The organism is Vibrio sp. TAP-3B (assembly GCF_057784735.1).
Window position 1 is genome coordinate 231,703 of the sequence record NZ_CM173495.1, and the last position, 22,103, is coordinate 253,805.

Below are 22,103 nucleotides of genomic sequence, written 5' to 3' on the forward strand. Positions count from 1 at the left end.
CTCCATGGCTATTTGTACGAGCTTAAGGCGTAAAAGTGGCTACACCCAGCTCATCTTCGCGGCGTGTTTTTGCCATCATCTGCGTTGGCGAAATCATGCTACGAAGATCCATGTCTGTTTCAGTACGTATTAGCTCACCACGCAGTGAGTTTGCAAATACGTCTACAATCTTCACATCAACGAACTGACCAATTAGGTCTGCGCTACCTTCAAAGTTTACTACACGGTTGTTTTCTGTACGAGCGCGCAGTTCCATAAGATTCTTCTTCGAAGGGCCTTCAACCAAGACACGTTGTTCTGTGTCAAGCATTAGACGAGAATAACGCATAGCTTGAGCATTAATGGTTTGCTGTAGTTCGTAAAGACGCTCTTTCTTTACTTCTTCTGACAGGTCACAAGGGTAGTCCGCTGCTGGCGTACCTGGACGTGGAGAGAAGATAAAGCTAAAGCTCATGTCAAAGTCGACTTCTTTGATGAGTTTCATCGTATCTTGGAAGTCTTTGTCTGTTTCACCTGGGAAACCCACAATAAAGTCTGAGCTGATTTGAATATCAGGGCGTGCTTTGCGTAGTTTACGGATGATAGATTTGTACTCGATTGCTGTGTGAGGACGTTTCATCATCGTAAGAATACGGTCACTACCACTTTGTACTGGTAGGTGCAGGAAGCTTACGAGTTCTGGCGTATCTTCGTAAACCGCGATGATATCGTCAGTAAACTCAAGTGGGTGACTGGTCGTGAAACGGATACGGTCGATACCGTCGATAGACGCGACTAGACGAAGCAGCTCTGCGAATGAACAAATCTCACCATCATGAGTCGGACCACGGTACGCGTTTACGTTTTGGCCGAGAAGGTTCACTTCACGCACGCCTTGTTCTGCTAGTTGTGCGATTTCGAATAGAACGTCGTCCATTGGACGGCTTACTTCTTCACCACGAGTGTACGGCACTACGCAGTAAGTACAGTATTTTGAACAGCCTTCCATAATCGAAACAAACGCTGTCGCGCCTTCAGCTCGTGGGTCTGGTAGACGGTCAAACTTTTCGATCTCTGGGAACGAAATATCCATAACTGGTGCATCGTCAGATTGAGATTTTCTGATCATCTCAGGCAAGCGGTGCAGAGTTTGTGGGCCAAAAATCACGTCAACATATGGAGCTCGTTCACGAATATGGTCACCTTCTTGCGTTGCTACACAACCACCAACACCGATAACCACGCCTGCTTTTTTATCTTTTAGTGTTTTCCAACGGCCGAGCTGGTGGAACACTTTTTCTTGCGCTTTTTCACGGATCGAACAGGTGTTAAGTAGAAGTACGTCTGCTTCCTCTGGCTCTTCCGTCAGCTCGTAGCCGTTTGCAGCATTAAGCAGGTCGGCCATTTTTGATGAATCATATTCGTTCATCTGGCAGCCCCAGGTTTTAATTAGCAGTTTCTTACTCATCTCACTTTCGCTCGTTCAGTTGTACTTAAATTGGAGAGCTGTTGCTCAAATTATAGCCGCCATCACGGCGGTAAGCGGCGTATTGTACTGCTTTAAAAAGCAGCTGACTAGTGATCCGGTTAATTCTCTGCAAAGCCTGATAATATCTAGGCTTTCGCCTTATATTGGGCAGGGTTTTTAATCTCGGGAATCAGGCCTAAACTTTAGGCTGTAAACTTAAAATACTACGCCTGCCACGCATTTTTTACAGGAAAGATAAACCGTTTTGTAAATACAATCGCTGAAAGTACAATTAACAAGGTTATAGACAATGAAGAACGAAAATGAATAGATATGACATCGCCGTAATTGGTGGAGGCATGGTTGGTGCGGCAATAGCGATAGGGTTTGCACAGCAAGGCAGAAATGTTGTCGTTGTTGAGGGGGCCGAGCCACAGGCATTCGATGCATCGCAAGCCATGGATATTCGTGTATCAGCCATCTCACATCAATCCGTAACGTTACTTGAATCTCTTGGTGCTTGGTCTTCGATTCAAGCAATGCGTATCTGTCCATACCGTCGTTTGGAAACGTGGGAGCACCCTGAGTGTCGTACCCGTTTTCATGCCGATGAACTCTCTTTAAAGCAGTTGGGCTTCATCGTTGAAAACCGCCTGATCCAATTAGGACTTTGGCAAACGTTCACTCAATACGACAATCTAACCGTGATGTGCCCAGAGCGATTAAAAGACATTGAATGTGCAGATGCGAATATTGTAACGCTAGAAAGCGGTGCGCAGTTCGAAGCACACTGGATTGTTGGCGCCGATGGTGCCAATTCTAAAGTACGTCAATTAGCGGGTATTGGTGTGACAGCGTGGGATTACCGTCAACACTGCATGTTGATTAACGTGAAAACAGAATTGCCACAGCAAGATATCACTTGGCAACAATTTACACCTTCAGGCCCGCGTTCATTTTTACCTCTGTGCTCTTTGACTAACGAAGACGGTCAAGAAGTCGGCCAAGGTTCGTTGGTTTGGTATGACTTGCCAAAACGCATTAAACAGCTGTGTGCGATGAGCAAACCTCAACTAAGGAAAGAAATCTTACGTCACTTCCCTGCTGAACTGGGAGACATTGAGGTTTTACAGTTTGGCTCATTCCCACTCACTCGTCGTCATGCGCAAAGCTACTCAAGCAAGAATTGTGTATTAGTGGGGGATTCTGCCCATACGATCAACCCGCTTGCAGGACAAGGGGTAAACTTAGGCTTCAAAGATGTAGACGTTCTCCTTTCGGTAACGGAACACCAAGAACTGCTGGAAGATGCCTTACTCGCGCAATACGAACGCACACGTCGACCTGACAACTTACTCATGCAGACGGGCATGGACTTTTTCTATAAAGGCTTTAGCAACGATCTTGGGCCTCTGAAGTTTGCGCGTAATGCGGCATTGAAGCTCGCTGAAAACTCAGGACCGATTAAGTCTCAAGTGTTGAAATACGCTTTAGGTATGTAAGCTATTCAACGAACAGATAGAAAAAAAGCGAGCCATGAGCTCGCTTTTTTAATTCGGAAAACCTAATGATTTCCCGAGTCCAGAATCAAAAAAAAGAAAAACCCAGCAAAATCATGCTGGGTTTTCCGATAATGGTGCGGAAGGAGAGACTTGAACTCTCACACCTTGCGGCGCCAGAACCTAAATCTGGTGCGTCTACCAATTCCGCCACTTCCGCAACTTAATCTATAGATATCAAGATAATTGGTAAAATCTCAACGTCGTTGTATGTGGCAGGGCTACCTGGATTCGAACCAGGGAATGGCGGCATCAAAAGCCGCTGCCTTACCGCTTGGCGATAGCCCTACAGCTTAAATAGTCGATGACTACTTAACTTCTCTTATCGAGAGAGATAATGGTGCGGAAGGAGAGACTTGAACTCTCACACCTTACGGCGCCAGAACCTAAATCTGGTGCGTCTACCAATTCCGCCACTTCCGCGTGTTTTGATAGTGTAGATTAATTTAAGATGGTGCGGAAGGAGAGACTTGAACTCTCACACCTTGCGGCGCCAGAACCTAAATCTGGTGCGTCTACCAATTCCGCCACTTCCGCATCTTAAATCTACACGACTGATAGCTTATGCTAACAGTTCAATCAATGGTGGCTACGACGGGATTCGAACCTGTGACCCCATCATTATGAGTGATGTGCTCTAACCAGCTGAGCTACGTAGCCATTTGAAACATTTGATCAAGAATGGTGCGGAAGGAGAGACTTGAACTCTCACACCTTGCGGCGCCAGAACCTAAATCTGGTGCGTCTACCAATTCCGCCACTTCCGCAACTTGATCTATAGATATCAAGATAATTGGTAAAATCTCAATATCGTTGTATGTGGCAGGGCTACCTGGATTCGAACCAGGGAATGGCGGCATCAAAAGCCGCTGCCTTACCGCTTGGCGATAGCCCTACAAATTAAATAGTCAAACACTACTTAATTTCTCTTATTAAGAGAAAGAATGGTGCGGAAGGAGAGACTTGAACTCTCACACCTTGCGGCGCCAGAACCTAAATCTGGTGCGTCTACCAATTCCGCCACTTCCGCAACTTATTCTGTAGTTATTAAGGTAATCGGTAAAACCTTAATAACGTTTTTATGGTGGCTACGACGGGATTCGAACCTGTGACCCCATCATTATGAGTGATGTGCTCTAACCAGCTGAGCTACGTAGCCATTTTAAACATTTGAACAAGAATGGTGCGGAAGGAGAGACTTGAACTCTCACACCTTGCGGCGCCAGAACCTAAATCTGGTGCGTCTACCAATTCCGCCACTTCCGCAACTTGATCTATAGATATCAAGATAATTGGTAAAATCTCAATATCGTTGTATGTGGCAGGGCTACCTGGATTCGAACCAGGGAATGGCGGCATCAAAAGCCGCTGCCTTACCGCTTGGCGATAGCCCTACAAATTAAATAGTCAATGACTACTTAACTTCTCTTATTTAGAGAAAGAATGGTGCGGAAGGAGAGACTTGAACTCTCACACCTTGCGGCGCCAGAACCTAAATCTGGTGCGTCTACCAATTCCGCCACTTCCGCAACTTATTCTGTAGTTATTAAGGTAATCGGTAAAACCTTAATAACGTTGTATGTGGCAGGGCTACCTGGATTCGAACCAGGGAATGGCGGCATCAAAAGCCGCTGCCTTACCGCTTGGCGATAGCCCTACAGTGTAAATAGCCAAAGACTACTTAACTTCTCTTGTTAAGAGAAAGAATGGTGCGGAAGGAGAGACTTGAACTCTCACACCTTGCGGCGCCAGAACCTAAATCTGGTGCGTCTACCAATTCCGCCACTTCCGCAACTTGATCTGTAGATATCAAGATAATTGGTAAAATCTCAATATCGTTGTATGTGGCAGGGCTACCTGGATTCGAACCAGGGAATGGCGGCATCAAAAGCCGCTGCCTTACCGCTTGGCGATAGCCCTACAGTGTAAATAGCCAAAGACTACTTAACTTCTGAAAGAATGGTGCGGAAGGAGAGACTTGAACTCTCACACCTTGCGGCGCCAGAACCTAAATCTGGTGCGTCTACCAATTCCGCCACTTCCGCAACTTATTCTGTAGTTATTAAGGTGATTGGTAAAAACCTTAGTAACGTTGTTTATGGTGGCTACGACGGGATTCGAACCTGTGACCCCATCATTATGAGTGATGTGCTCTAACCAGCTGAGCTACGTAGCCATCTTTTAGAGCGAAACAATATAAACCTTCGCGCTCTTAGTGACAACCCCTTTTATAAAGGAATATCACTGGAATAATGGCAGGGCTACCTGGATTCGAACCAGGGGATGGCGGCATCAAAAGCCGCTGCCTTACCGCTTGGCGATAGCCCTACAGCTTAAATAGTCAATGACTACTTAACTTCTCTTATTCAGAGAAAGAATGGTGCGGAAGGAGAGACTTGAACTCTCACACCTTGCGGCGCCAGAACCTAAATCTGGTGCGTCTACCAATTCCGCCACTTCCGCATCTATCCCTAACAGCTCTTATATAAAAGAACGTTTAGGGATGGTGGCTACGACGGGATTCGAACCTGTGACCCCATCATTATGAGTGATGTGCTCTAACCAGCTGAGCTACGTAGCCAAAACCATATTTTTGTTCTCAACGCTTTGTAGTCTTGTCGTCGGGAACGGCGCGCATTATGCGAAGTTGAGTGAGATCCGTCAACAGTTTTTTTTATAAATTTCGGAAAAAACCTTGTTCGCTTTCTTTTTGAACAAAGAGGCGCGTTTATGATCTAAAACTGGAAATAAATTAGCTTGCAATTAGGTAGTTAATTTTTTGAACTTTGATTGGAAGCATAAAAAAACCAGCACAACGGCTGGCTTTTAGTGTAAATGAAATGTTTAAAATTCATTCATTTAATTAAACGTTGAAGCGGAAGTGCACGACATCACCGTCTTTAACTATGTATTCTTTACCTTCTAGACGCCATTTACCTGCGTCTTTTGCGCCACTTTCACCGTTGTATTGGATGAAATCGTCGTAAGCCACCACTTCTGCACGAATAAAGCCTTTTTCAAAGTCGGTATGGATCTTACCTGCTGCTTTGGGCGCTGTTGCCCCTACAGGGATTGTCCATGCACGTACTTCTTTAACGCCGGCCGTGAAGTAAGTGTGTAAGTTAAGTAGCTCGTAACCTGCACGGATAACACGGTTTAGCCCCGGCTCTTCAATACCAAGATCCGCTAAAAACTCTTCACGTTCGTCATCTTCCAGTTCCGCCATCTCTGACTCGATTGCCGCACATACTGGAACAACAATGTTGTTTTCTTTTGCAGCGTATTCACGGACTGCGTCGAGGTATGCGTTGTCTTCAAAACCGTCTTCATTAACGTTAGCGATATACATCGTTGGCTTTAGAGTTAGAAAGTTCAGGTAACCTACTGCTGCGAGCTCTTCTTTAGCAAGCTCAACAGTGCGTGCCATCCCACCTTCTGTTAAAACAGGAAGCAACTTTTCTAGTACTGCCAGTTCGAATTTTGCGTCTTTATCGCCGCCTTTTGCCTTCTTCGCGTTACGTTGAATCGCACGCTCACAAGCATCAAGGTCAGCCATTGCGAGCTCAAGGTTGATAACTTCAATATCTTCGATTGGAGATACTTTACCTGAAACGTGAACAATGTTGTCGTTTTCGAAACAACGAACAACGTGACCGATAGCGTCAGTTTCTCGGATGTTAGCTAGGAATTTGTTACCTAGGCCTTCACCACGTGATGCGCCTGCAACTAGACCCGCAATGTCTACGAATTCCATTGTAGTAGGCAGAACTTTCTGTGGGTTAACGATCTTTGCTAATGCGTCTAGACGTAGATCGGGCACAGGAACCACACCAGTGTTTGGTTCGATAGTACAGAACGGGAAGTTTGCTGCTTCGATGCCCGCTTTAGTTAGTGCGTTGAACAGAGTTGATTTACCCACGTTAGGTAGACCAACGATGCCACATTTAAAACCCATGATAGTAACCTTATTCAGCTTTGAACGTGTGGAGGCGATTTTGTGCTTTAGATAGGCCATCCTTAATTAGGATGTCTAGACAGCGAACAGCTTCATCAGCCGCGGCGTCTAAAAGCTCTTGTTCTTTTGCTGGAGCTTTACCTAGTACAAAACCCGCCACTTTATCTTTGTGTCCCGGATGACCAATGCCAATACGAAGACGATAAAAATCTTTGTTGTTGCCCAGTTTGCTAATGGTATCACGCAGGCCGTTATGCCCTCCGTGACCACCACCTTTTTTAAATTTAGCGACACCCGGCGGTAAATCTAGCTCGTCATGAGCGACCATGATTTCTTCAGGCTTAATTTGATAAAACTTCGCTAAAGCAGCGACCGATTTACCCGATAGATTCATGAAAGTGGTAGGGATAAGCAAACGGAGATCCTGGCCGTTGACCATAATGCGCCCGGTTAGGCCAAAAAACTTTGGTTCATTCTTCAGTGTAACGTTGTGAACGCGTGCTAATTCTTCTACAACCCAAGCCCCTGCATTGTGACGGGTTTTGGCATATTCTGGTCCCGGATTAGCAAGACCAACAAGAAGTTTGATTGGTTGACTCAAGGTTAGGATCTCTCTGGAATCTCAAAAAGCGAAGTATGATAGCACAGAAAACTCACAGTGGGCGACCAAGTGATTTTCGTTCGATTAATATCCCCCAAGTAACCCCAAGAACTGTAGTTCTGCGAGAGTAACTTAGTCGATAGGTGCGGCAACGTTCTGAAATTGGCATCTTAGATATAGAATAAAAAACACCCCTAAAGAGGGGTGCTTTCAATTTGGCTTATCTGAAACGTCTGTATTAGTTGAACATTGCAGAAATTGATTCTTCGTTGCTGATACGACGAATCGCCTCAGCGAGCATGCGAGATAGGCTTAGTGTGGTCACTTTGCCAGTTGCTGCCATCTCTTTAGATAGAGAGATAGAGTCAGTCACAATAACTTGATCAAGAACGGAGTTCTTAATGTTGTCCGCCGCGTTGCCTGAGAATACTGCGTGAGTTGCGTAAGCGAATACACGCTTAGCACCACGCTCTTTAAGCGCTTCTGCTGCTTTACATAACGTGCCGCCAGTATCGATCATGTCATCAACAATCACACAGTCACGACCTTCAACGTCACCGATGAGGTTCATCACTTCAGAAACATTTGCACGTGGACGACGCTTATCGACGATGGCAATGTCGATATCACCTAGCGCTTTCGCTGTTGCGCGAGCGCGAACAACACCACCTAGATCTGGAGAGACGACAACAGGGTGATCTAGCCCACGAGCCTGCATATCTTCAAGTAGCACTGGAGTGCCAAAGATGTTGTCTACAGGTACATCGAAGAAACCTTGGATTTGCTCTGCGTGCAGGTCGATAGTAAGAACGCGGTCAACGCCAACGTTAGATAGAAAATCAGCAACAACTTTTGCAGTGATTGGCACACGCGAAGAACGTACACGGCGATCTTGGCGAGCGTAGCCGAAGTAAGGGATAACAGCAGTGATACGGCCTGCTGAAGCACGGCGCATTGCATCAATCATAACAACCAGTTCCATTAGGTTGTCGTTAGTCGGTGCACAAGTGGATTGAATGATGAAAACATCGCTACCACGAACATTCTCATTGATTTGAACTGCAACTTCGCCATCAGAAAAGCGAGAAACAGATGCATCACCAAGAGAGATGTAAAGACGATCAGCAATACGTTGGGCTAGTTCAGGTGTTGCGTTACCAGCAAATAGCTTCATATCAGGCACGGTGGAAACCTCAGGTTTGCGTCCAGTTTAAATAGGTCGGTGTGAGGCTGATTGGTATTCAGCCAAGGTCTCTTTTAGCGGCGAAATATTGCGCCCTTGAGCGACAAATGCCGAGACATTATCAGAGAGTTGTGCAAGGATAGTTTCTGCTTCAGGTTTGCTTGAAAACTCAGCAAAAATGCAAGAGCCTGTCCCCGTCAATCTTGACGGCGCGTATTGTAGCAGCCAAGAAAGTTTCTTATCAACCTCTGGGTAGAGCATTCGTACAATTTTTTCGCAATCGTTTACGCTTGGCGTATTCAAAAGCGTTTCTAAATCTCGTTTTGGTGTGTTTCTCGTCAAGTCTGGATGACGAAATACATCCACAGTAGCGATAGAAACATCCGGTCTAACAACGAGGTACCATTTTTCTTCCGGATAAGCGGGAGAGAGCTTTTCGCCTACACCTTCCGCAAAAGCTGCAAACCCTCTTACAAACACCGGGACATCTGCCCCAAGTGTTAAGCCGATTTCAGCCAGCTCGTCATCCGTCAATTCAAGTTGCCACAAATAGTTGAGCGCAACTAACGCGGTTGCGGCGTTTGACGAACCGCCACCGATGCCGCCACCCATAGGCAAGACTTTATGCAGCTCAATGTGCGCGCCAAACGGGCAATTTGCGTAAGTTTGTAATGCGGTTGCAGCTTTCCAAATTAAATTATCTTGAAGAGGAACGCCTTCTATCTCCGGCGAAATGGTGATTTTGCCAGAATGATTGGCTTGGATAGTCAGTTCGTCGCCATGATCGACGAACTGGAAAAGTGTTTGCAGCTCGTGATAACCGTTTTCTGTACGGCCATTAATGTAAAGAAAGAGATTCAATTTCGCAGGAGAAGGCCAGCGGGTTGAAAGTTCGATCATTGGGTGATGTTCCATTTTGTAATCACTAAATTTATTTTGACGTCTGACGAGGTGAGTCTCAGTTGGCTTGGAAGGGGCAGTGTCTGCTCATGCCATTGAATATCACCATAACGCTGATAAGCAATGTTCCAGTTATTTAAACCAATTTGTTTGTTTAGAGCTTGCAGTGTATTTGTAGGAGATAATTGGAACTTGTCTGCATCGGTCGGTAAACCCAATAACCAGTCAGGCATATGATCGACGGGCATCATCAAACCAGTTAGGCGGTAAATGAGTTGATTAGCGCTGCTTGATGAGAGGGTTTGATCATCGTAAGTCTCTACCGTTGCACCCTGCGGCGTTATAGTGAGCTTTAGTGCGGTTTGCCCAAGGATGGTCGTTAAGCGAAGTTGGCTGAGTGCCGCCGAGTGTTTCCAAAAAAAGTTTAGGTTTTGTCTTTGGTCCGGACCAATATAACCTAGCTTGCCTGTCGCTTGAAAATCTTGAATGGCTTCAAGTCGTTGCTCGTGAGCTTGCCATTCAACGCTGGTGATACTCTCGGGAACGGAAGTACAGCCAGCGAGTAGTAAGCTCGACAAGAAAAAAATAATAAAGGAGCGTAAGGTCATGGTTGATGGCTTATTAATCAGTTTCATCGAGAATCGCTCACAACTATAGCATTGAAAAGACACACGTAGGAAAACAAATCCGGCTTACCCTTTCAATAACTGCGTGCTTACAGTAAAATTCTGAACCTATTTTATAACCTATCTCAGAGATACCACGTTAGATGTCCTTGCTTGCTATTGGAATCAATCACAATACAGCGTCTGTCGACTTGCGAGAGAAGGTGGCGTTTGGTCCGGATAAACTCGGGCCGGCACTCGAGCAACTTAAACAGCACGAAGCGGTTAACGGCAGTGTGATTGTTTCAACCTGTAACCGAACTGAGTTGTACTGCGATGTTAAGCAAGGAGCGCGAAACAAGTTAATCGATTGGCTTGCTCAATTTCATCAAGTGAGCCGAGAAGACTTAATGCCGAGCTTGTATGTGCATGAAGAACAAGCCGCAATTAAACATTTGATGCGCGTATCATGCGGTCTTGATTCTCTGGTATTAGGTGAACCTCAGATTTTGGGTCAGGTAAAACAAGCGTTTTCTGACTCACGAGATCACCAAGCTGTCGATACGTCGATTGATAAGCTGTTCCAAAAAACATTTTCTGTTGCAAAACGTGTTCGAACGGAAACCGACATCGGTGGTAATGCTGTGTCTGTGGCTTATGCCGCATGTACATTGGCAAAACATATTTTTGAATCTTTATCTGATTCAACCGTGCTTTTAGTTGGTGCGGGTGAAACCATAGAATTGGTTGCTAAGCATCTAGCGTCCAACGGTTGCTCTAAAATGATCGTGGCGAACCGCACCAAAGAGCGGGCGCAAGGCTTAGCTAAACAATTTGGTGCCGAAGTGATCAGCCTGAATGAAATACCTGATCATCTGGCAAAAGCGGATATCGTGATCAGTTCAACTGCGAGTCCTTTGCCTATTATTGGTAAAGGTATGGTGGAAACGGCACTTAAACAGCGCCGACATCAACCCATCTTGCTGGTTGATATTGCGGTACCAAGAGATGTGGAATCGGAAGTCGGTGAGCTCAATGATGCGTATTTGTATTCTGTCGATGATTTGCAATCGATTATCGACAGCAACATTGAGCAACGTAGAGTAGAAGCGATTCAAGCTGAAGCAATTGTCAGTGAAGAGAGCGCTGCGTTTATGACGTGGTTGCGTTCACTCCAAGCGGTGGATAGTATCCGTGACTACCGTAAAGCAGCCAGTGAAATACGTGAAGAGTTACTGAGTAAAAGTTTGCAATCATTAGCTGCTGGCGCAGAGCCGGAGAAAGTGCTGCGCGAACTCAGTAATAAACTCACCAACAAACTGATTCACGCCCCTACTCGAGCATTGCAAAATGCGGCAGAGCAAGGCGAACCAGCAAAATTAACGATTATCCGCCAAGCACTTGGTTTGGATGATCTATAACTCACGCTTTTTATTAAGAAAACGACATTATGAATGCCTCTATTCTGACTAAGCTAGAAACGCTAGTAGAACGTTACGAAGAAGTTCAACATCTTCTTGGTGATCCTGACATCATTGGAGATCAGGACAAATTCCGTACTCTATCAAGAGAATACTCTCAACTAGAAGAAGTAACCAAGTGCTTCCAAGCTTATCAACAAGCGCAAGAAAATCTTGTCGCCGCTGAAGAGATGGCAAACGAAGACGACGAAGAAATGCGTGAAATGGCGCAAGAGGAAATCAAAGAGGCGAAAGAAATCATCGAACGTCTTGCTGATGAACTGCAAATTCTTCTTCTACCAAAAGATCCAAACGATGATCGAAACTGTTTCCTAGAGATCCGAGCTGGTGCTGGGGGGGACGAAGCAGGTATTTTCGCGGGTGACCTGTTCCGTATGTACAGCAAGTACGCGGAGAAGAAAGGTTGGCGTATTGAAGTGATGTCTTCAAACGAAGCGGAGCACGGTGGTTACAAAGAGATGATCGCAAAAGTGAGCGGCGACGGTGCGTACGGGGTACTTAAGTTTGAGTCTGGCGGTCATCGTGTTCAACGTGTTCCAGCAACAGAATCTCAAGGTCGTGTCCATACTTCTGCCTGTACCGTTGCAGTAATGGCAGAAATCCCTGAAGCGGAAATTCCGCAAATTAAGGCCGCAGACCTGAAAATCGATACTTTCCGCGCGTCAGGCGCAGGCGGTCAGCACGTTAACACCACAGACTCTGCAATTCGTATTACACACTTACCAACGGGCACGGTGGTTGAGTGTCAGGACGAGCGTTCACAACATAAGAACAAAGCGAAAGCAATGGCGGTACTGGCTGCACGCATCATCCAAGCGGAAGAAGCGAAGCGAGCAGCCGAAGTGTCCGACACACGTCGTAACCTGTTAGGCTCTGGTGATCGTAGTGACCGTATCCGTACTTACAACTACCCTCAAGGTCGTGTTTCTGATCACCGCATCAACCTAACGGTCTACCGTTTGAATGAAGTGATGGAAGGGGACCTACAAAGCCTGATCGACCCTGTGATTCAAGAGCACCAAGCGGACTTATTAGCGGCGCTTGCAGAGAACGGCTAATCGATGAGCCAAGTTCAATCTATTGAGCAAGCACTGAAAAGTGCAACGGCAACATTGACAGAAGGCGGCAAAGAGTCGCCTTCTCTCGATGCGACTGTCCTGCTTTGCCATGTTCTCGGCAAACCAAGAACTTACCTGCTTACATGGCCAGAGAGCAGATTAGAAACTGAGCAGCAAGCTCAGTTTGATGCTTTACTGGCAAGACGTTTAGCTGGAGAACCCGTTGCTTACATTATAGGTGAACGCGAGTTTTGGTCTTTACCGCTCAAAGTCTCTCATTCTACCTTGATTCCACGACCGGACACTGAACGATTAGTGGAAGTTGCGTTGGACAAAACTCATGGACAGGCTGGGCCGATTTTAGATCTCGGAACGGGAACGGGAGCGATTGCAATCGCTTTGGCTTCAGAGTTGCCGGAACGTCAAGTCATGGGTGTGGACCTTAAGCAAGAAGCAAAAGAACTCGCCGAGTACAATGCGGCGCAATTAAACCTTAAAAATGTGACGTTTGACCAAGGTAGCTGGTTTGAGCCTATCGCCAGCGGAACAAAGTTTGCTTTAATTGTTTCCAACCCACCATATATCGATGAAAAAGATCCGCACTTATCTCAAGGGGATGTGCGTTTTGAGCCAAAGTCTGCATTGGTCGCAGAGGAAAATGGTTTAGCGGATATACGCCATATTTCGGATTTGGCACGTCAATATCTTGAAGAAGGTGGGTGGCTTGCTTTTGAGCATGGCTATGATCAAGGCGACGCCGTACGTGAGATAATGCTTGGCTTTGATTATCATCATGTTGCTACGGAACAAGATTATGGCGGGCAGGACCGAGTGACATTTGGTCGCTTCGCCTCCAAATAATAAACGAGCAAGTCTGCAAACACTTATCAAAAGAGAAGAAACATGTACGTAGCTCTAAAACATATTCACTTAGTGACGATCGCACTTAGCGCGACACTACTATCGATTCGATTTGCGCTCATGATGATGGATTCACCAAAGCGTCATAATCGTTTTCTAAAAGTTTTCCCGCACATCGTTGATACCGCATTACTAGTGTCTGGGATTGGCCTTATTTTTATCACTGGCTTTATTCCGTTTACCGACGCCGCCCCATGGCTAACAAACAAGATTACCTGTGTATTGGCGTATATTGCTCTTGGCTTTTTTGCATTGAAATTAGCGAAAAATAAACTATTGAAAGTATTTGCTTTCTTCGGTGCGTTGGGCTGGTTAGTGATGGCTGCGAATATTGCTGTATCCAAAAACCCAACGTTGTTTGGGTAATGGTCATGCTTGAGTTTTTTGACGAAGATTTTGACAACGTTGCGTTGGTCGAAGGTGCGCTTGAGTTAAACAAGGCAATCAACCCAGAAACTAAGGTTCATTGGGCACAGCAAGAATTGGAACGCCTTTACCAAGACGCTAAAGCCGCTTTAATTGGCGAGACGGATGAAGAGCCGCGATTTGATGCTTTTTTGCACCTATTTTTCCAAGAGTGGGGCTTTAAAGGCGACGAGCAAGAGTATTTTATTTCTGACAATAGCTTTATTGATAAAGTGCTAGATCGCCGAAAAGGTATCCCTGTCAGCCTAGGTGCCATTTTACTGTATTTGGGTAAAAAGCTCGGTTTTCCATTGCAAGGCGTCACTTTTCCAACCCAGTTTCTTTTAAAAGTTGATTGGGAACATAAAAAACCGGATTACATCAACCCTTTCAATGGGGAGTATGTAAGCAAAAGGATTCTTCACGCTTGGCTGATTGGTCAAGAAGGGCCACTGGCACAGCTGAAGCCGGAACACTTTAAAGAGGCGGACAATCCAACCATTATTGGTCGTTGGTTAGCCCTTATCAAAAGTGCCATGTTACGTGAAGAACACTACACACAGGCGTTACGCTGTACAGACCTTGCGCTAACCTTTGTGCCGGATGACCCCTACGAAATTCGTGATCGTGGTTTCATTTTCCAACAGCTGGAGTGCCATCAAATCGCGGTGTCTGATTTTCAGTACTTTATTGACCAATGCCCTGACGATCCTGCGTCTGATCTACTAAAATCACAAGTTAATGTGATGAGTGAAAAGCACATTACGCTTCACTAAGTGTGACATGTCTAGAGCGACAAACACTAAATTTTATCGGTGTGCCTCACTAGGCGTACCGTAGACAGAAAAAAGAGAATCAAAATGGAACAGAAAATCGTTAATATTGGCGACATTCAGGTTGCTAACGACAAGCCATTCACCTTATTTGCAGGTATGAACGTCCTTGAGTCTCGTGACCTTGCAATGCAAATTTGTGAGCACTATGTCAAAGTGACAGACAAGTTGGGCATTCCATACGTATTTAAGGCGTCGTTTGATAAAGCAAACCGCAGTTCTGTTCATTCATACCGTGGGCCTGGCCTTGAAGAAGGTATGAAGATTTTCCAAGAGCTGAAAGACACATTTGGCGTGAAGATCATTACAGACGTCCACACGGAAGCGCAAGCGCAGCCTGTTGCTGAAGTGGTGGATGTGATTCAACTTCCGGCGTTTCTTGCGCGCCAAACGGATCTTGTTGAAGCGATGGCAAAAACCGGCGCTGTTATTAACGTGAAAAAACCTCAGTTCATGAGCCCAGGTCAAGTTAATAACATCGTAGAGAAGTTTGCTGAGTGTGGTAACGAAAATATCATCCTTTGTGAACGTGGTTCTTGCCACGGTTACGATAACTTAGTGGTTGATATGCTTGGCTTTGGTGTGATGAAGAACGTATCGAAAGGTAGCCCAATCATCTTTGACGTAACGCACTCATTACAAATGCGTGATCCATCTGGTGCTGCATCTGGTGGTCGCCGTGAGCAAACCGTTGAGCTTGCAAAAGCCGGTCTTGCAACCGGGATTGCGGGTCTATTTATTGAAGCGCATCCGAACCCAGATCAAGCACGTTGTGATGGACCATCGGCATTGCCATTAGACAAACTTGAACCTTTCCTAGCACAAATGAAGTCACTGGATGATTTGATCAAGAACTTCGCAGATATCGACATCAAATAATCAATAACACTAAACGGAAAGATGAAATGGTCAGCATTATGCTGGCCATTTTTGTTTTTTGGTCTCGAGTTTGTGCAAGATCACAGCAAAACGATTGCTTGTGAAAGTGTTTATAATTCAGTGAAATATTCTCGTAGCGTTGCAGTTTATAAAATAATAATGAGTGATCGAGGCATCATAACCTTGAGATCAATATGTTAGATCCATTTTTTTCTTTTAGACTGAATCAAGTTTTTGCTCTTCCACTGTCAGGAACAGAGCTTCCCCCATTACTTTGAAAGTGCAATGCCGTAGACCCAGACAATAAAAAGGTAAAACAATGAAAAAACGCCTAATGATAAAAACCGCTTTGAGTGCCGCGATTCTCGCTACGTTAGCTGGGTGCGCTACCGAGCCTGCGCATGAATGGAATGAAAAAACGACGTATAAGCTAACGGTTTTGCATACTAACGATCATCATGGCCGTTTTTGGCAGAATAAATACGGCGAATACGGCATGGCTGCACGCAAAACGTTGATCGATGATTTACGAGCAGACATCCAAGCGCAAGGTGGCAGTGTGTTGCTATTGTCTGGCGGGGACATCAATACGGGTGTTCCTGAGTCTGACCTGCAAGATGCGGAACCCGACTTCAAAGGTATGAGTAAAATTGGTTATGACGCGATGGCGTTGGGTAATCATGAATTCGATAATCCATTAGACGTACTCTTTAAACAGGAAGACTGGGCAAACTTCCCAATGCTTTCAGCTAATATCTACCACAAAGAGACGGATGAGCGCCTATTTCAACCATACGCCATGTTTAAAAAACAAGGCATCAAAATCGCGGTTATTGGCCTAACCACGGAAGATACTGCCAAGATCGGTAACCCAGAATACATTGTGCAAGTCGATTTTCGTGATCCAAAAGAAGAGGCGACAAAACTGATTGCCGAGCTAAAAGAGACAGAAAAACCAGATTTGATTTTTGCTGTGACACACATGGGACACTATGAAAATGGTAACCATGGTGGTAATGCGCCGGGTGATGTAGCGTTAGCGCGTTACCTAAATGAGGGCGATCTGGACATGATTGTGGGTGGTCACTCACAAGAGCCTGTGTGTATGGAAGGGGCAAACACATACAACACAAACTTCAAGCCGGGTGATGAGTGCAAACCGGATCAACAAAATGGGACCTACATTGTGCAAGCGCACGAGTGGGGAAAATATGTAGGCCGTGCTGACTACGAATTCCGCAATGGCGAATTATCCATGGTGAGTTATGACCTGATCCCAGTTAACTTGAAGAAGAAAATCAAAGTTGACGGCAAGTCACAGCGCGTCCTTATTGAAGATGAGATTGAGCAAGACCAAGATCTCTTAGAGTTTTTAAAACCGTACCAAGAAAAAGGCCAAGATAAGCTCAGTGTGAAAGTTGCCGAGTCAAACGGCAAGCTTGAAGGCGATCGAAATGTCGTTCGCTTTAAGCAAACGAATTTAGGTCGATTGATTGCAACGGCCCATATGGAGCGAGCGAAAGCTGACTTTGGCGTCATGAACTCTGGCGGTGTTCGAGATTCTATTGCGGCAGGAGACATCACTTATAAAGATGTGCTTACTGTTCAACCGTTTGGGAATATGGTGTCATACGTGGATATGACGGGTAAAGAAGTGCTGGATTACCTAAATGTCGTGGCAACAAAACCTATCGATTCTGGTGCGTATGCTCAGTTTGCGGGTATTGCGATGAGTGTTGAAAACGGTAAAGTGACCAATGTGTTTATTGGTGATGAGCAACTCCGCTTGGATGGTCATTACCGCTTTACTGTTCCAAGCTATAATGCTTCAGGTGGTGACGGTTACCCTAAAATTGATGAGCACCCTAATTACGTAAATACGGGTTTTACCGATGCTGAAGTATTGAAAGAATACTTGGAAGCATACAGCCCGATAGACGTGAATGAGTTTGCGCCCTCTGGTAACATCACTTACACAACTAACAACGTTATTGATCAATAGAGTAGATAAAAAGCGATTGACTCAAACTCGCTGATATCTTTAACTGAAAGCGCAGCCGCGACTTACTAAGGCTGCGTTTTTGTTTCTATTAGGAGAATCTTGATGACTCCGGCCATTAAGCTTGCAGAAAAGAAAAAAATCCCCCACACCATTCATCAGTACGTTCATGATCCTCGAGCTGATAGTTATGGATTAGAAGCGGCCGAGGTGTTGGGACAGGATACAAATAAAGTATTTAAAACGTTATTGTTTTGCCTCAACGGCGAGCCAAAGAACTTAGCGGTAGCGATTATTCCTGTCGACCAAAAATTAAATCTGAAATTGGCAGCCAAAGCAGCGAAAGGAAAGAAAGCCGACATGGCTGACCCAGAGATCGCTCAGAAAGCGACAGGCTATGTTGTCGGTGGTATTAGCCCACTAGGGCAAAAAAAGGCCTTACCAACATTTTTACACGAAAGTGCGGGCGTACAAGACACGATCTGCGTGAGTGCGGGCAAGCGCGGTTTAGAAATAGAGCTTGCGCCAAAAGACCTACTGGCGCTAACACGCGGCCAGTTTGCGGCGCTGTGCTTATAAGACGCATCATTATAAATAACGGGTTATCTTTGTTGGTTAACATTTTCGATAACCGCGTTATACAAGCTCAGCTTGCCCTTAAGTATTGCCCTCACGTCATTCATCAGCGCTGACTTTATGGTGTTATTATTTTTTCAGGCTTAACGTGCCGCTCGTTCGTTTTGCTGGTTTCTTTGGCTTGGTGGAGCCTAGGTTGTCATAGCGTAACTTTGGTTTACGCTCAGGGCCTGTGTTCTTAACGCTATCTTTGGAGGAGCGGGGGTTGTCGCTATCGTCACGGCGTCTTTGTTGACCCCTTTTAGAGTTAGGTGCATGACGGAAGTCATCGGCATTGTTACCGCGGTATGTTCGTGGCTTTTGATTACGGCGAGAGTTCGAGTCTTGGTGCTCGTCGCGGCTATCAAACAGCTTAGCATCCGTCGCTTTGCGAATATTGCGGCCTTTAGAATCAACTTGAGACGCCTCTTCTGTACTAACCGAACCATCACACATCGCTAGGATCTCTGACACTTCATTGTCCGTTAAATAACGCCATTTTCCGTTTGGAATGCCATCCAGAGAGATGTTCATAATGCGGACACGGCGAAGCTTAAAGACTTCGTAGCCTAACGTTTCACACATGCGACGAATCTGACGGTTTAAACCTTGAGTCAGTATGATACGGAAAGAGAATTTAGTCTCCTTGGTGACTTTACAAGGTAGCGTTACCGTATCAAGGATTTTTACACCACTCGACATCTGCTTAAGGAATTCACCTGTGATCGGTTTGTCGACGCGTACCACGTATTCTTTTTCGTGGTTGTTGCCAGCACGGAGGATTTTATTCACGATGTCACCATCGTTGGTCAAAAAGATCAGACCGTCGGATGGCTTATCCAAGCGACCGATCGGGAAAATACGTTTTTTATGCCCGATAAAGTCAACAATATTCCCTGGTACATCTCGCTCAGTCGTACAAGTGATACCGGTTGGTTTGTTGAGCGCGATATAGATAGGCTTCTCTTTTGCTGCGACCGGCTTGCCATCCACACAAACATCATCACCTAATAGGACTTTTGTTCCCATTTCTGGTTTATGGCCATTGACGGTGACACGACCTTGTTCAATCAGTCGGTCGGCCTCACGACGTGAGCAAAAGCCCGTTTCACTGATGAATTTATTTACTCGTTTTGCGTTGTCTTGTGACATGTTGTCTCCTAACGTTTCACAACGGCGAATGAAGTTTCCTTCCCCTAAAAGAAAGGAGGAATAAAGGCGGGCATTCTAGCACTGAGGTGAAAGTTAGCCTAACCGTTTTTGGTGACGTTCACGGGTTTCTAGCTTCTTTTCCGCGCTTTTTCTTAGTAGGACGTATACGGCTCCAGTTCCGCCATGAAAGCGCTGTGTACTATGCACGCACTGTACTTCCCTGATTTGTTGTAGCCAACTGCTCACAAAGCTTTTCATCATTGCTGGTGGGTTGGAGCGTTCTCCTCGACCGTGGACAATAACGACCGTTCGGATGTCCATTGAGAGGCACTGTTTTAAAAACTTCACGACCTCATCACGAGCTTCTTTTAACGTTTTACGATGCAGATCGAGGCGGGCTTGAATGGGATATTTACCAAGGCGAAGTTTGCGGTACACTCCGTCCTGCACCCCATCACGCTTAAACTCAACAAAGTCGTCTGGTTTTAGCATTTCGGCGTGATCAAGCGACAAATACTCAGGGTCGTCTTCCGTTAACCATATTGCCGCTTCACGTTTCGCAAGCTGCGCTTCGGTCACTTGGTGAACCTTTGGGTGTTCGGCGGTGTCTTGAGTGATTGGCTTTACATCGCCCATCATCTGTTGGAACAGATCAAAATCGTCATCGTGAGACATAGTAGTAATCTCATTAAGAACAGGGAGGAATAATAGGATTATATCAATGAGTGGTGCATTGAGATCAAATAAAAAACCGGAGTAGGCAAGTAACCGACTCCGGTGCAAAGCGTTTCTAGAGCTAAGCGAGATCTAGTGAGGAGATTTGTCGTTCATAATCTTGTATATGAAGAAACCGCCGTAAAACAACATCAGACCAATTGCCCCAAAGATTACTATCATTGATGATAGACCCACTGCATTACCAAATAGGAGATCAAGCCAAAAGTCCATATGTTTCCTCCAAGATATTTCCGACAAGCATAAAGTTAAAGGGCGGCGATTTTATGCACACTGATCTGGATCAATTATGTTGCTGAGGTTAATAAAGTGTATTTTGTTGTGAGTTATCAATCACATTTTACGTGCTAGTGTTCAGTTCATCATCAAACAAATTCAGATCTTTGTTTTTTTGTAAAAAGCACTTGCGTCTCAGATCAGAATCCGTAATATACCCAGTCGTTGACGAGGATAAGTCCTTGGTTAAACATCTCGGTGAATAGCGCAGTTTGGTAGCGCATCTGGTTTGGGACCAGAGGGTCGGGGGTTCGAATCCCTCTTCACCGACCATATTCAAAAAAAGGCTCTGTAGAAATACAGAGCCTTTTTTGTATCTGATAATAGGTGAGTGGGAGAGACTCGCCCGTGAGCTGGAACGTCAGGCCACCGAATGTCTCTTCTCCGATCATTTGATAAAGCCTGTTTTTATAGCAGGCTTTCGTTGTTGTGGCGCGGGTCAATTTCATGAGTCATGAGTCAGCCCCGAGTGGGTTCGTGTGAAGTTAGCATATGATACTTCATGAGAACTTTCTAAAAGGTTCTGGATAAAAACAGAACCTTTTTGACGGCTAATGTTTTGGCATCTTAATTTAGCTTTAGGTTCTTATTAAGATAATAAGCCTAGATATTACACATGGCTTGACGAGTATGACCGAGCGGCTTAACGTCAAAACCACGCTTTTCAAGTAGCTCAATAAGATTATCTTTACCGACCAGATGTAAACTGCCGACGACTACCGTGTAGCGACCTGAATTTTGAGGTAGTACGCTGCCAGTATCGAGCTGTTTCGCCCAATCTCGATTGCGTTCATATAAGAAGGCCTGATTAAAGTCGTCTGTTGCCTGATCAATTAATGAAACTTCTACCAACATATTGCCATCACCGCTTTTCCAGCTTTCTATCAGGCACCGGATTAACTCTTCTCCGCCATTATACTCTTCAATGGATGATAGAAGCATCTCTTTACCTGCGTCGGGTTGGCCAGCGAGCAAATCAATTTGAAATTGCACCGACTCTAATGGAATGACCGGAGTTTGATTTTTATCTGCTAATTCAATCAAATGCATGTCGACGCCGTAGTCTGGAATGTAACCGAGTTTATTGACTAAAGCGAGTTGAATGGTAAGTGCTGCGGCCCATGGTGGCGAGTTCAAAAGCTGAGTTTCAGGCAAGCCTAGATCTTTCGCTATTTTTACAAGATGGCGACGTTGAGTTCTGTCTAGGACGTTTTTAGAGCGAGTCGCGGTTTGTGGATAAACCACACCTTTTGAGTTTCTTACGTCCGCTTCGATAATTAATCCGGCACTTTGATTTAAATACTGAGTGATTTTTTTAGGTAATGGGTACATGCTTTTATCACCCACATGTACCGAACCGATGATCATCAGCTCTATTTCATCTTTTTTCGCTAACCAGTGTTGTGGCTCTGCATAGGATGAAAAAGAAGTAATGGCGACAAGTAGAGATGACATCAGCGTCAATAGACGGAACATAGTTTTATCCTCAGGTACGGGGT

At 45.3% G+C, this 22,103-nt stretch carries 19 protein-coding genes and 21 tRNA genes; 10 read left to right on the forward strand and 30 right to left on the reverse strand.

What is annotated here, in order from left to right:
* Nucleotides 1-22 precede the first annotated feature (22 nt).
* The gene (gene miaB / locus AC3D28_RS01115) at nt 23-1,447 is read right to left on the reverse strand and encodes a tRNA (N6-isopentenyl adenosine(37)-C2)-methylthiotransferase MiaB (RefSeq protein WP_488535281.1); all 1,425 of its coding nucleotides are present in this window, start codon (nt 1,445-1,447) and stop codon (nt 23-25) included.
* Between the two features lie 323 nt (nt 1,448-1,770).
* On the opposite strand from miaB, the gene AC3D28_RS01120 reads away from it, so the two are divergent.
* Nucleotides 1,771-2,949: a 2-octaprenyl-3-methyl-6-methoxy-1,4-benzoquinol hydroxylase gene (locus tag AC3D28_RS01120; RefSeq protein ID WP_488535282.1), complete on the forward strand. Its 1,179-nt coding sequence runs from the start codon at nt 1,771-1,773 to the stop codon at nt 2,947-2,949.
* A 132-nt stretch (nt 2,950-3,081) separates the two neighbouring features.
* Here AC3D28_RS01120 and AC3D28_RS01125 read toward each other — a convergent pair.
* The 25 genes from AC3D28_RS01125 to lolB form a co-directional block, all read right to left on the reverse strand.
* Nucleotides 3,082-3,166, reverse strand: a tRNA-Leu gene (locus AC3D28_RS01125).
* 53 nt (nt 3,167-3,219) lie between these two features.
* Nucleotides 3,220-3,294 (reverse strand) — tRNA-Gln (locus tag AC3D28_RS01130).
* A gap of 50 nt (nt 3,295-3,344) precedes the next feature.
* Nucleotides 3,345-3,429: transfer RNA gene (locus AC3D28_RS01135), tRNA-Leu, on the reverse strand.
* Between the two features lie 29 nt (nt 3,430-3,458).
* Nucleotides 3,459-3,543: transfer RNA gene (locus AC3D28_RS01140), tRNA-Leu, on the reverse strand.
* A gap of 46 nt (nt 3,544-3,589) precedes the next feature.
* Nucleotides 3,590-3,666, reverse strand: a tRNA-Met gene (locus AC3D28_RS01145).
* 22 nt (nt 3,667-3,688) lie between these two features.
* Nucleotides 3,689-3,773, reverse strand: a tRNA-Leu gene (locus AC3D28_RS01150).
* A gap of 53 nt (nt 3,774-3,826) precedes the next feature.
* A tRNA-Gln gene (locus AC3D28_RS01155) sits at nt 3,827-3,901 on the reverse strand.
* Between the two features lie 50 nt (nt 3,902-3,951).
* Nucleotides 3,952-4,036, reverse strand: a tRNA-Leu gene (locus AC3D28_RS01160).
* 52 nt (nt 4,037-4,088) lie between these two features.
* A tRNA-Met gene (locus AC3D28_RS01165) sits at nt 4,089-4,165 on the reverse strand.
* 22 nt (nt 4,166-4,187) lie between these two features.
* Nucleotides 4,188-4,272: transfer RNA gene (locus tag AC3D28_RS01170), tRNA-Leu, on the reverse strand.
* Between the two features lie 53 nt (nt 4,273-4,325).
* A tRNA-Gln gene (locus AC3D28_RS01175) sits at nt 4,326-4,400 on the reverse strand.
* Nucleotides 4,401-4,450: 50 nt separating this feature from the next.
* A tRNA-Leu gene (locus AC3D28_RS01180) sits at nt 4,451-4,535 on the reverse strand.
* A 53-nt stretch (nt 4,536-4,588) separates the two neighbouring features.
* Nucleotides 4,589-4,663, reverse strand: a tRNA-Gln gene (locus AC3D28_RS01185).
* Nucleotides 4,664-4,713: 50 nt separating this feature from the next.
* A tRNA-Leu gene (locus AC3D28_RS01190) sits at nt 4,714-4,798 on the reverse strand.
* Nucleotides 4,799-4,851: 53 nt separating this feature from the next.
* Nucleotides 4,852-4,926, reverse strand: a tRNA-Gln gene (locus AC3D28_RS01195).
* A gap of 40 nt (nt 4,927-4,966) precedes the next feature.
* Nucleotides 4,967-5,051: transfer RNA gene (locus tag AC3D28_RS01200), tRNA-Leu, on the reverse strand.
* Between the two features lie 54 nt (nt 5,052-5,105).
* Nucleotides 5,106-5,182, reverse strand: a tRNA-Met gene (locus AC3D28_RS01205).
* Nucleotides 5,183-5,259: 77 nt separating this feature from the next.
* A tRNA-Gln gene (locus AC3D28_RS01210) sits at nt 5,260-5,334 on the reverse strand.
* Nucleotides 5,335-5,384: 50 nt separating this feature from the next.
* Nucleotides 5,385-5,469: transfer RNA gene (locus AC3D28_RS01215), tRNA-Leu, on the reverse strand.
* A 41-nt stretch (nt 5,470-5,510) separates the two neighbouring features.
* Nucleotides 5,511-5,587: transfer RNA gene (locus tag AC3D28_RS01220), tRNA-Met, on the reverse strand.
* A 282-nt stretch (nt 5,588-5,869) separates the two neighbouring features.
* Entirely contained in the window at nt 5,870-6,961 is a 1,092-nt protein-coding gene (gene ychF, locus AC3D28_RS01225; RefSeq protein WP_098416264.1) for a redox-regulated ATPase YchF, read from the reverse strand.
* A 10-nt stretch (nt 6,962-6,971) separates the two neighbouring features.
* Nucleotides 6,972-7,562, reverse strand: coding sequence for an aminoacyl-tRNA hydrolase (gene pth / locus AC3D28_RS01230; RefSeq protein WP_488535283.1), 591 nt, complete (start codon nt 7,560-7,562; stop codon nt 6,972-6,974).
* Between the two features lie 238 nt (nt 7,563-7,800).
* Entirely contained in the window at nt 7,801-8,745 is a 945-nt protein-coding gene (locus AC3D28_RS01235; RefSeq protein WP_098416262.1) for a ribose-phosphate pyrophosphokinase, read from the reverse strand.
* A gap of 27 nt (nt 8,746-8,772) precedes the next feature.
* Nucleotides 8,773-9,645 carry a 4-(cytidine 5'-diphospho)-2-C-methyl-D-erythritol kinase gene (gene ispE, locus AC3D28_RS01240; protein WP_488535284.1) on the reverse strand — a complete coding sequence of 291 codons (873 nt, stop codon included), beginning with the start codon at nt 9,643-9,645 and terminating at the stop codon, nt 8,773-8,775.
* Nucleotides 9,642-10,280 carry a lipoprotein insertase outer membrane protein LolB gene (gene lolB / locus AC3D28_RS01245; RefSeq protein WP_488535285.1) on the reverse strand — a complete coding sequence of 213 codons (639 nt, stop codon included), beginning with the start codon at nt 10,278-10,280 and terminating at the stop codon, nt 9,642-9,644. Before lolB ends, ispE begins: the two co-directional genes overlap by 4 nt.
* A gap of 134 nt (nt 10,281-10,414) precedes the next feature.
* Between lolB and hemA the strand changes: the two genes are divergently transcribed.
* The 8 genes from hemA to ybaK all read left to right on the forward strand — a co-directional run bounded on the left by hemA (nt 10,415) and on the right by ybaK (nt 18,405).
* A complete protein-coding gene (gene hemA / locus AC3D28_RS01250) occupies nt 10,415-11,671 on the forward strand; it encodes a glutamyl-tRNA reductase (RefSeq protein WP_098416259.1) in 1,257 nt (418 codons plus the stop codon).
* A gap of 29 nt (nt 11,672-11,700) precedes the next feature.
* The gene (gene prfA / locus AC3D28_RS01255; RefSeq protein WP_098416258.1) at nt 11,701-12,789 is read left to right on the forward strand and encodes a peptide chain release factor 1; all 1,089 of its coding nucleotides are present in this window, start codon (nt 11,701-11,703) and stop codon (nt 12,787-12,789) included.
* A 3-nt stretch (nt 12,790-12,792) separates the two neighbouring features.
* Nucleotides 12,793-13,650, forward strand: a complete 858-nt coding sequence (gene prmC, locus AC3D28_RS01260; RefSeq protein WP_488535286.1) for a peptide chain release factor N(5)-glutamine methyltransferase — start codon at nt 12,793-12,795, stop codon at nt 13,648-13,650.
* 42 nt (nt 13,651-13,692) lie between these two features.
* Nucleotides 13,693-14,076 carry a SirB2 family protein gene (locus AC3D28_RS01265; RefSeq protein ID WP_098416256.1) on the forward strand — a complete coding sequence of 128 codons (384 nt, stop codon included), beginning with the start codon at nt 13,693-13,695 and terminating at the stop codon, nt 14,074-14,076.
* Nucleotides 14,077-14,081: 5 nt separating this feature from the next.
* Entirely contained in the window at nt 14,082-14,891 is an 810-nt protein-coding gene (locus AC3D28_RS01270) for a SirB1 family protein (RefSeq protein WP_098416438.1), read from the forward strand.
* 84 nt (nt 14,892-14,975) lie between these two features.
* A complete protein-coding gene (gene kdsA / locus AC3D28_RS01275) occupies nt 14,976-15,827 on the forward strand; it encodes a 3-deoxy-8-phosphooctulonate synthase (protein WP_098416255.1) in 852 nt (283 codons plus the stop codon).
* Nucleotides 15,828-16,146: 319 nt separating this feature from the next.
* Complete coding sequence (gene ushA / locus AC3D28_RS01280; RefSeq protein ID WP_488535287.1) at nt 16,147-17,829, forward strand: bifunctional UDP-sugar hydrolase/5'-nucleotidase UshA; 1,683 nt, start codon at nt 16,147-16,149, stop codon at nt 17,827-17,829.
* Between the two features lie 102 nt (nt 17,830-17,931).
* Nucleotides 17,932-18,405 carry a Cys-tRNA(Pro) deacylase gene (ybaK, locus tag AC3D28_RS01285; protein WP_098416253.1) on the forward strand — a complete coding sequence of 158 codons (474 nt, stop codon included), beginning with the start codon at nt 17,932-17,934 and terminating at the stop codon, nt 18,403-18,405.
* Nucleotides 18,406-18,531: 126 nt separating this feature from the next.
* On the opposite strand, the gene rluF is transcribed toward ybaK, so the two are convergent.
* From rluF to AC3D28_RS01300, 3 genes are all read right to left on the reverse strand, one after another.
* Nucleotides 18,532-19,593, reverse strand: a complete 1,062-nt coding sequence (gene rluF, locus AC3D28_RS01290; protein WP_488535288.1) for a 23S rRNA pseudouridine(2604) synthase RluF — start codon at nt 19,591-19,593, stop codon at nt 18,532-18,534.
* Nucleotides 19,594-19,686: 93 nt separating this feature from the next.
* Nucleotides 19,687-20,268 carry a DNA endonuclease SmrA gene (gene smrA / locus AC3D28_RS01295; RefSeq protein WP_098416251.1) on the reverse strand — a complete coding sequence of 194 codons (582 nt, stop codon included), beginning with the start codon at nt 20,266-20,268 and terminating at the stop codon, nt 19,687-19,689.
* Between the two features lie 132 nt (nt 20,269-20,400).
* Nucleotides 20,401-20,541 (reverse strand): DUF3149 domain-containing protein, encoded by a 141-nt coding sequence (locus AC3D28_RS01300; RefSeq protein WP_005382236.1) that lies wholly within the window; start codon nt 20,539-20,541, stop codon nt 20,401-20,403.
* Between the two features lie 259 nt (nt 20,542-20,800).
* On the opposite strand from AC3D28_RS01300, the gene AC3D28_RS01305 reads away from it, so the two are divergent.
* Nucleotides 20,801-20,877: transfer RNA gene (locus tag AC3D28_RS01305), tRNA-Pro, on the forward strand.
* Nucleotides 20,878-21,207: 330 nt separating this feature from the next.
* On the opposite strand, the gene AC3D28_RS01310 is transcribed toward AC3D28_RS01305, so the two are convergent.
* Nucleotides 21,208-22,080: a TraB/GumN family protein gene (locus AC3D28_RS01310; RefSeq protein WP_098416437.1), complete on the reverse strand. Its 873-nt coding sequence runs from the start codon at nt 22,078-22,080 to the stop codon at nt 21,208-21,210.
* Between the last annotated feature and the right edge of the window lie 23 nt (nt 22,081-22,103).

What these genes read in the sequence shown, in the direction of transcription:
- smrA (WP_098416251.1), bottom strand. Translation starts at nt 20,268, where the DNA reads ATGTCTCACGATGACGATTTTGATCTGTTCCAACAGATGATGGGCGAT.
- ushA (WP_488535287.1), top strand. Translation starts at nt 16,147, where the DNA reads ATGAAAAAACGCCTAATGATAAAAACCGCTTTGAGTGCCGCGATTCTC.
- hemA (WP_098416259.1), top strand. Translation starts at nt 10,415, where the DNA reads ATGTCCTTGCTTGCTATTGGAATCAATCACAATACAGCGTCTGTCGAC.
- lolB (WP_488535285.1), bottom strand. Translation starts at nt 10,280, where the DNA reads ATGAAACTGATTAATAAGCCATCAACCATGACCTTACGCTCCTTTATT.
- ychF (WP_098416264.1), bottom strand. Translation starts at nt 6,961, where the DNA reads ATGGGTTTTAAATGTGGCATCGTTGGTCTACCTAACGTGGGTAAATCA.
- AC3D28_RS01120 (WP_488535282.1), top strand. Translation starts at nt 1,771, where the DNA reads ATGAATAGATATGACATCGCCGTAATTGGTGGAGGCATGGTTGGTGCG.
- miaB (WP_488535281.1), bottom strand. Translation starts at nt 1,447, where the DNA reads ATGAGTAAGAAACTGCTAATTAAAACCTGGGGCTGCCAGATGAACGAA.
- ispE (WP_488535284.1), bottom strand. Translation starts at nt 9,645, where the DNA reads ATGATCGAACTTTCAACCCGCTGGCCTTCTCCTGCGAAATTGAATCTC.
- prmC (WP_488535286.1), top strand. Translation starts at nt 12,793, where the DNA reads ATGAGCCAAGTTCAATCTATTGAGCAAGCACTGAAAAGTGCAACGGCA.
- prfA (WP_098416258.1), top strand. Translation starts at nt 11,701, where the DNA reads ATGAATGCCTCTATTCTGACTAAGCTAGAAACGCTAGTAGAACGTTAC.
- kdsA (WP_098416255.1), top strand. Translation starts at nt 14,976, where the DNA reads ATGGAACAGAAAATCGTTAATATTGGCGACATTCAGGTTGCTAACGAC.
- AC3D28_RS01265 (WP_098416256.1), top strand. Translation starts at nt 13,693, where the DNA reads ATGTACGTAGCTCTAAAACATATTCACTTAGTGACGATCGCACTTAGC.
- ybaK (WP_098416253.1), top strand. Translation starts at nt 17,932, where the DNA reads ATGACTCCGGCCATTAAGCTTGCAGAAAAGAAAAAAATCCCCCACACC.
- AC3D28_RS01300 (WP_005382236.1), bottom strand. Translation starts at nt 20,541, where the DNA reads ATGGACTTTTGGCTTGATCTCCTATTTGGTAATGCAGTGGGTCTATCA.
- AC3D28_RS01270 (WP_098416438.1), top strand. Translation starts at nt 14,082, where the DNA reads ATGCTTGAGTTTTTTGACGAAGATTTTGACAACGTTGCGTTGGTCGAA.
- AC3D28_RS01310 (WP_098416437.1), bottom strand. Translation starts at nt 22,080, where the DNA reads ATGTTCCGTCTATTGACGCTGATGTCATCTCTACTTGTCGCCATTACT.
- rluF (WP_488535288.1), bottom strand. Translation starts at nt 19,593, where the DNA reads ATGTCACAAGACAACGCAAAACGAGTAAATAAATTCATCAGTGAAACG.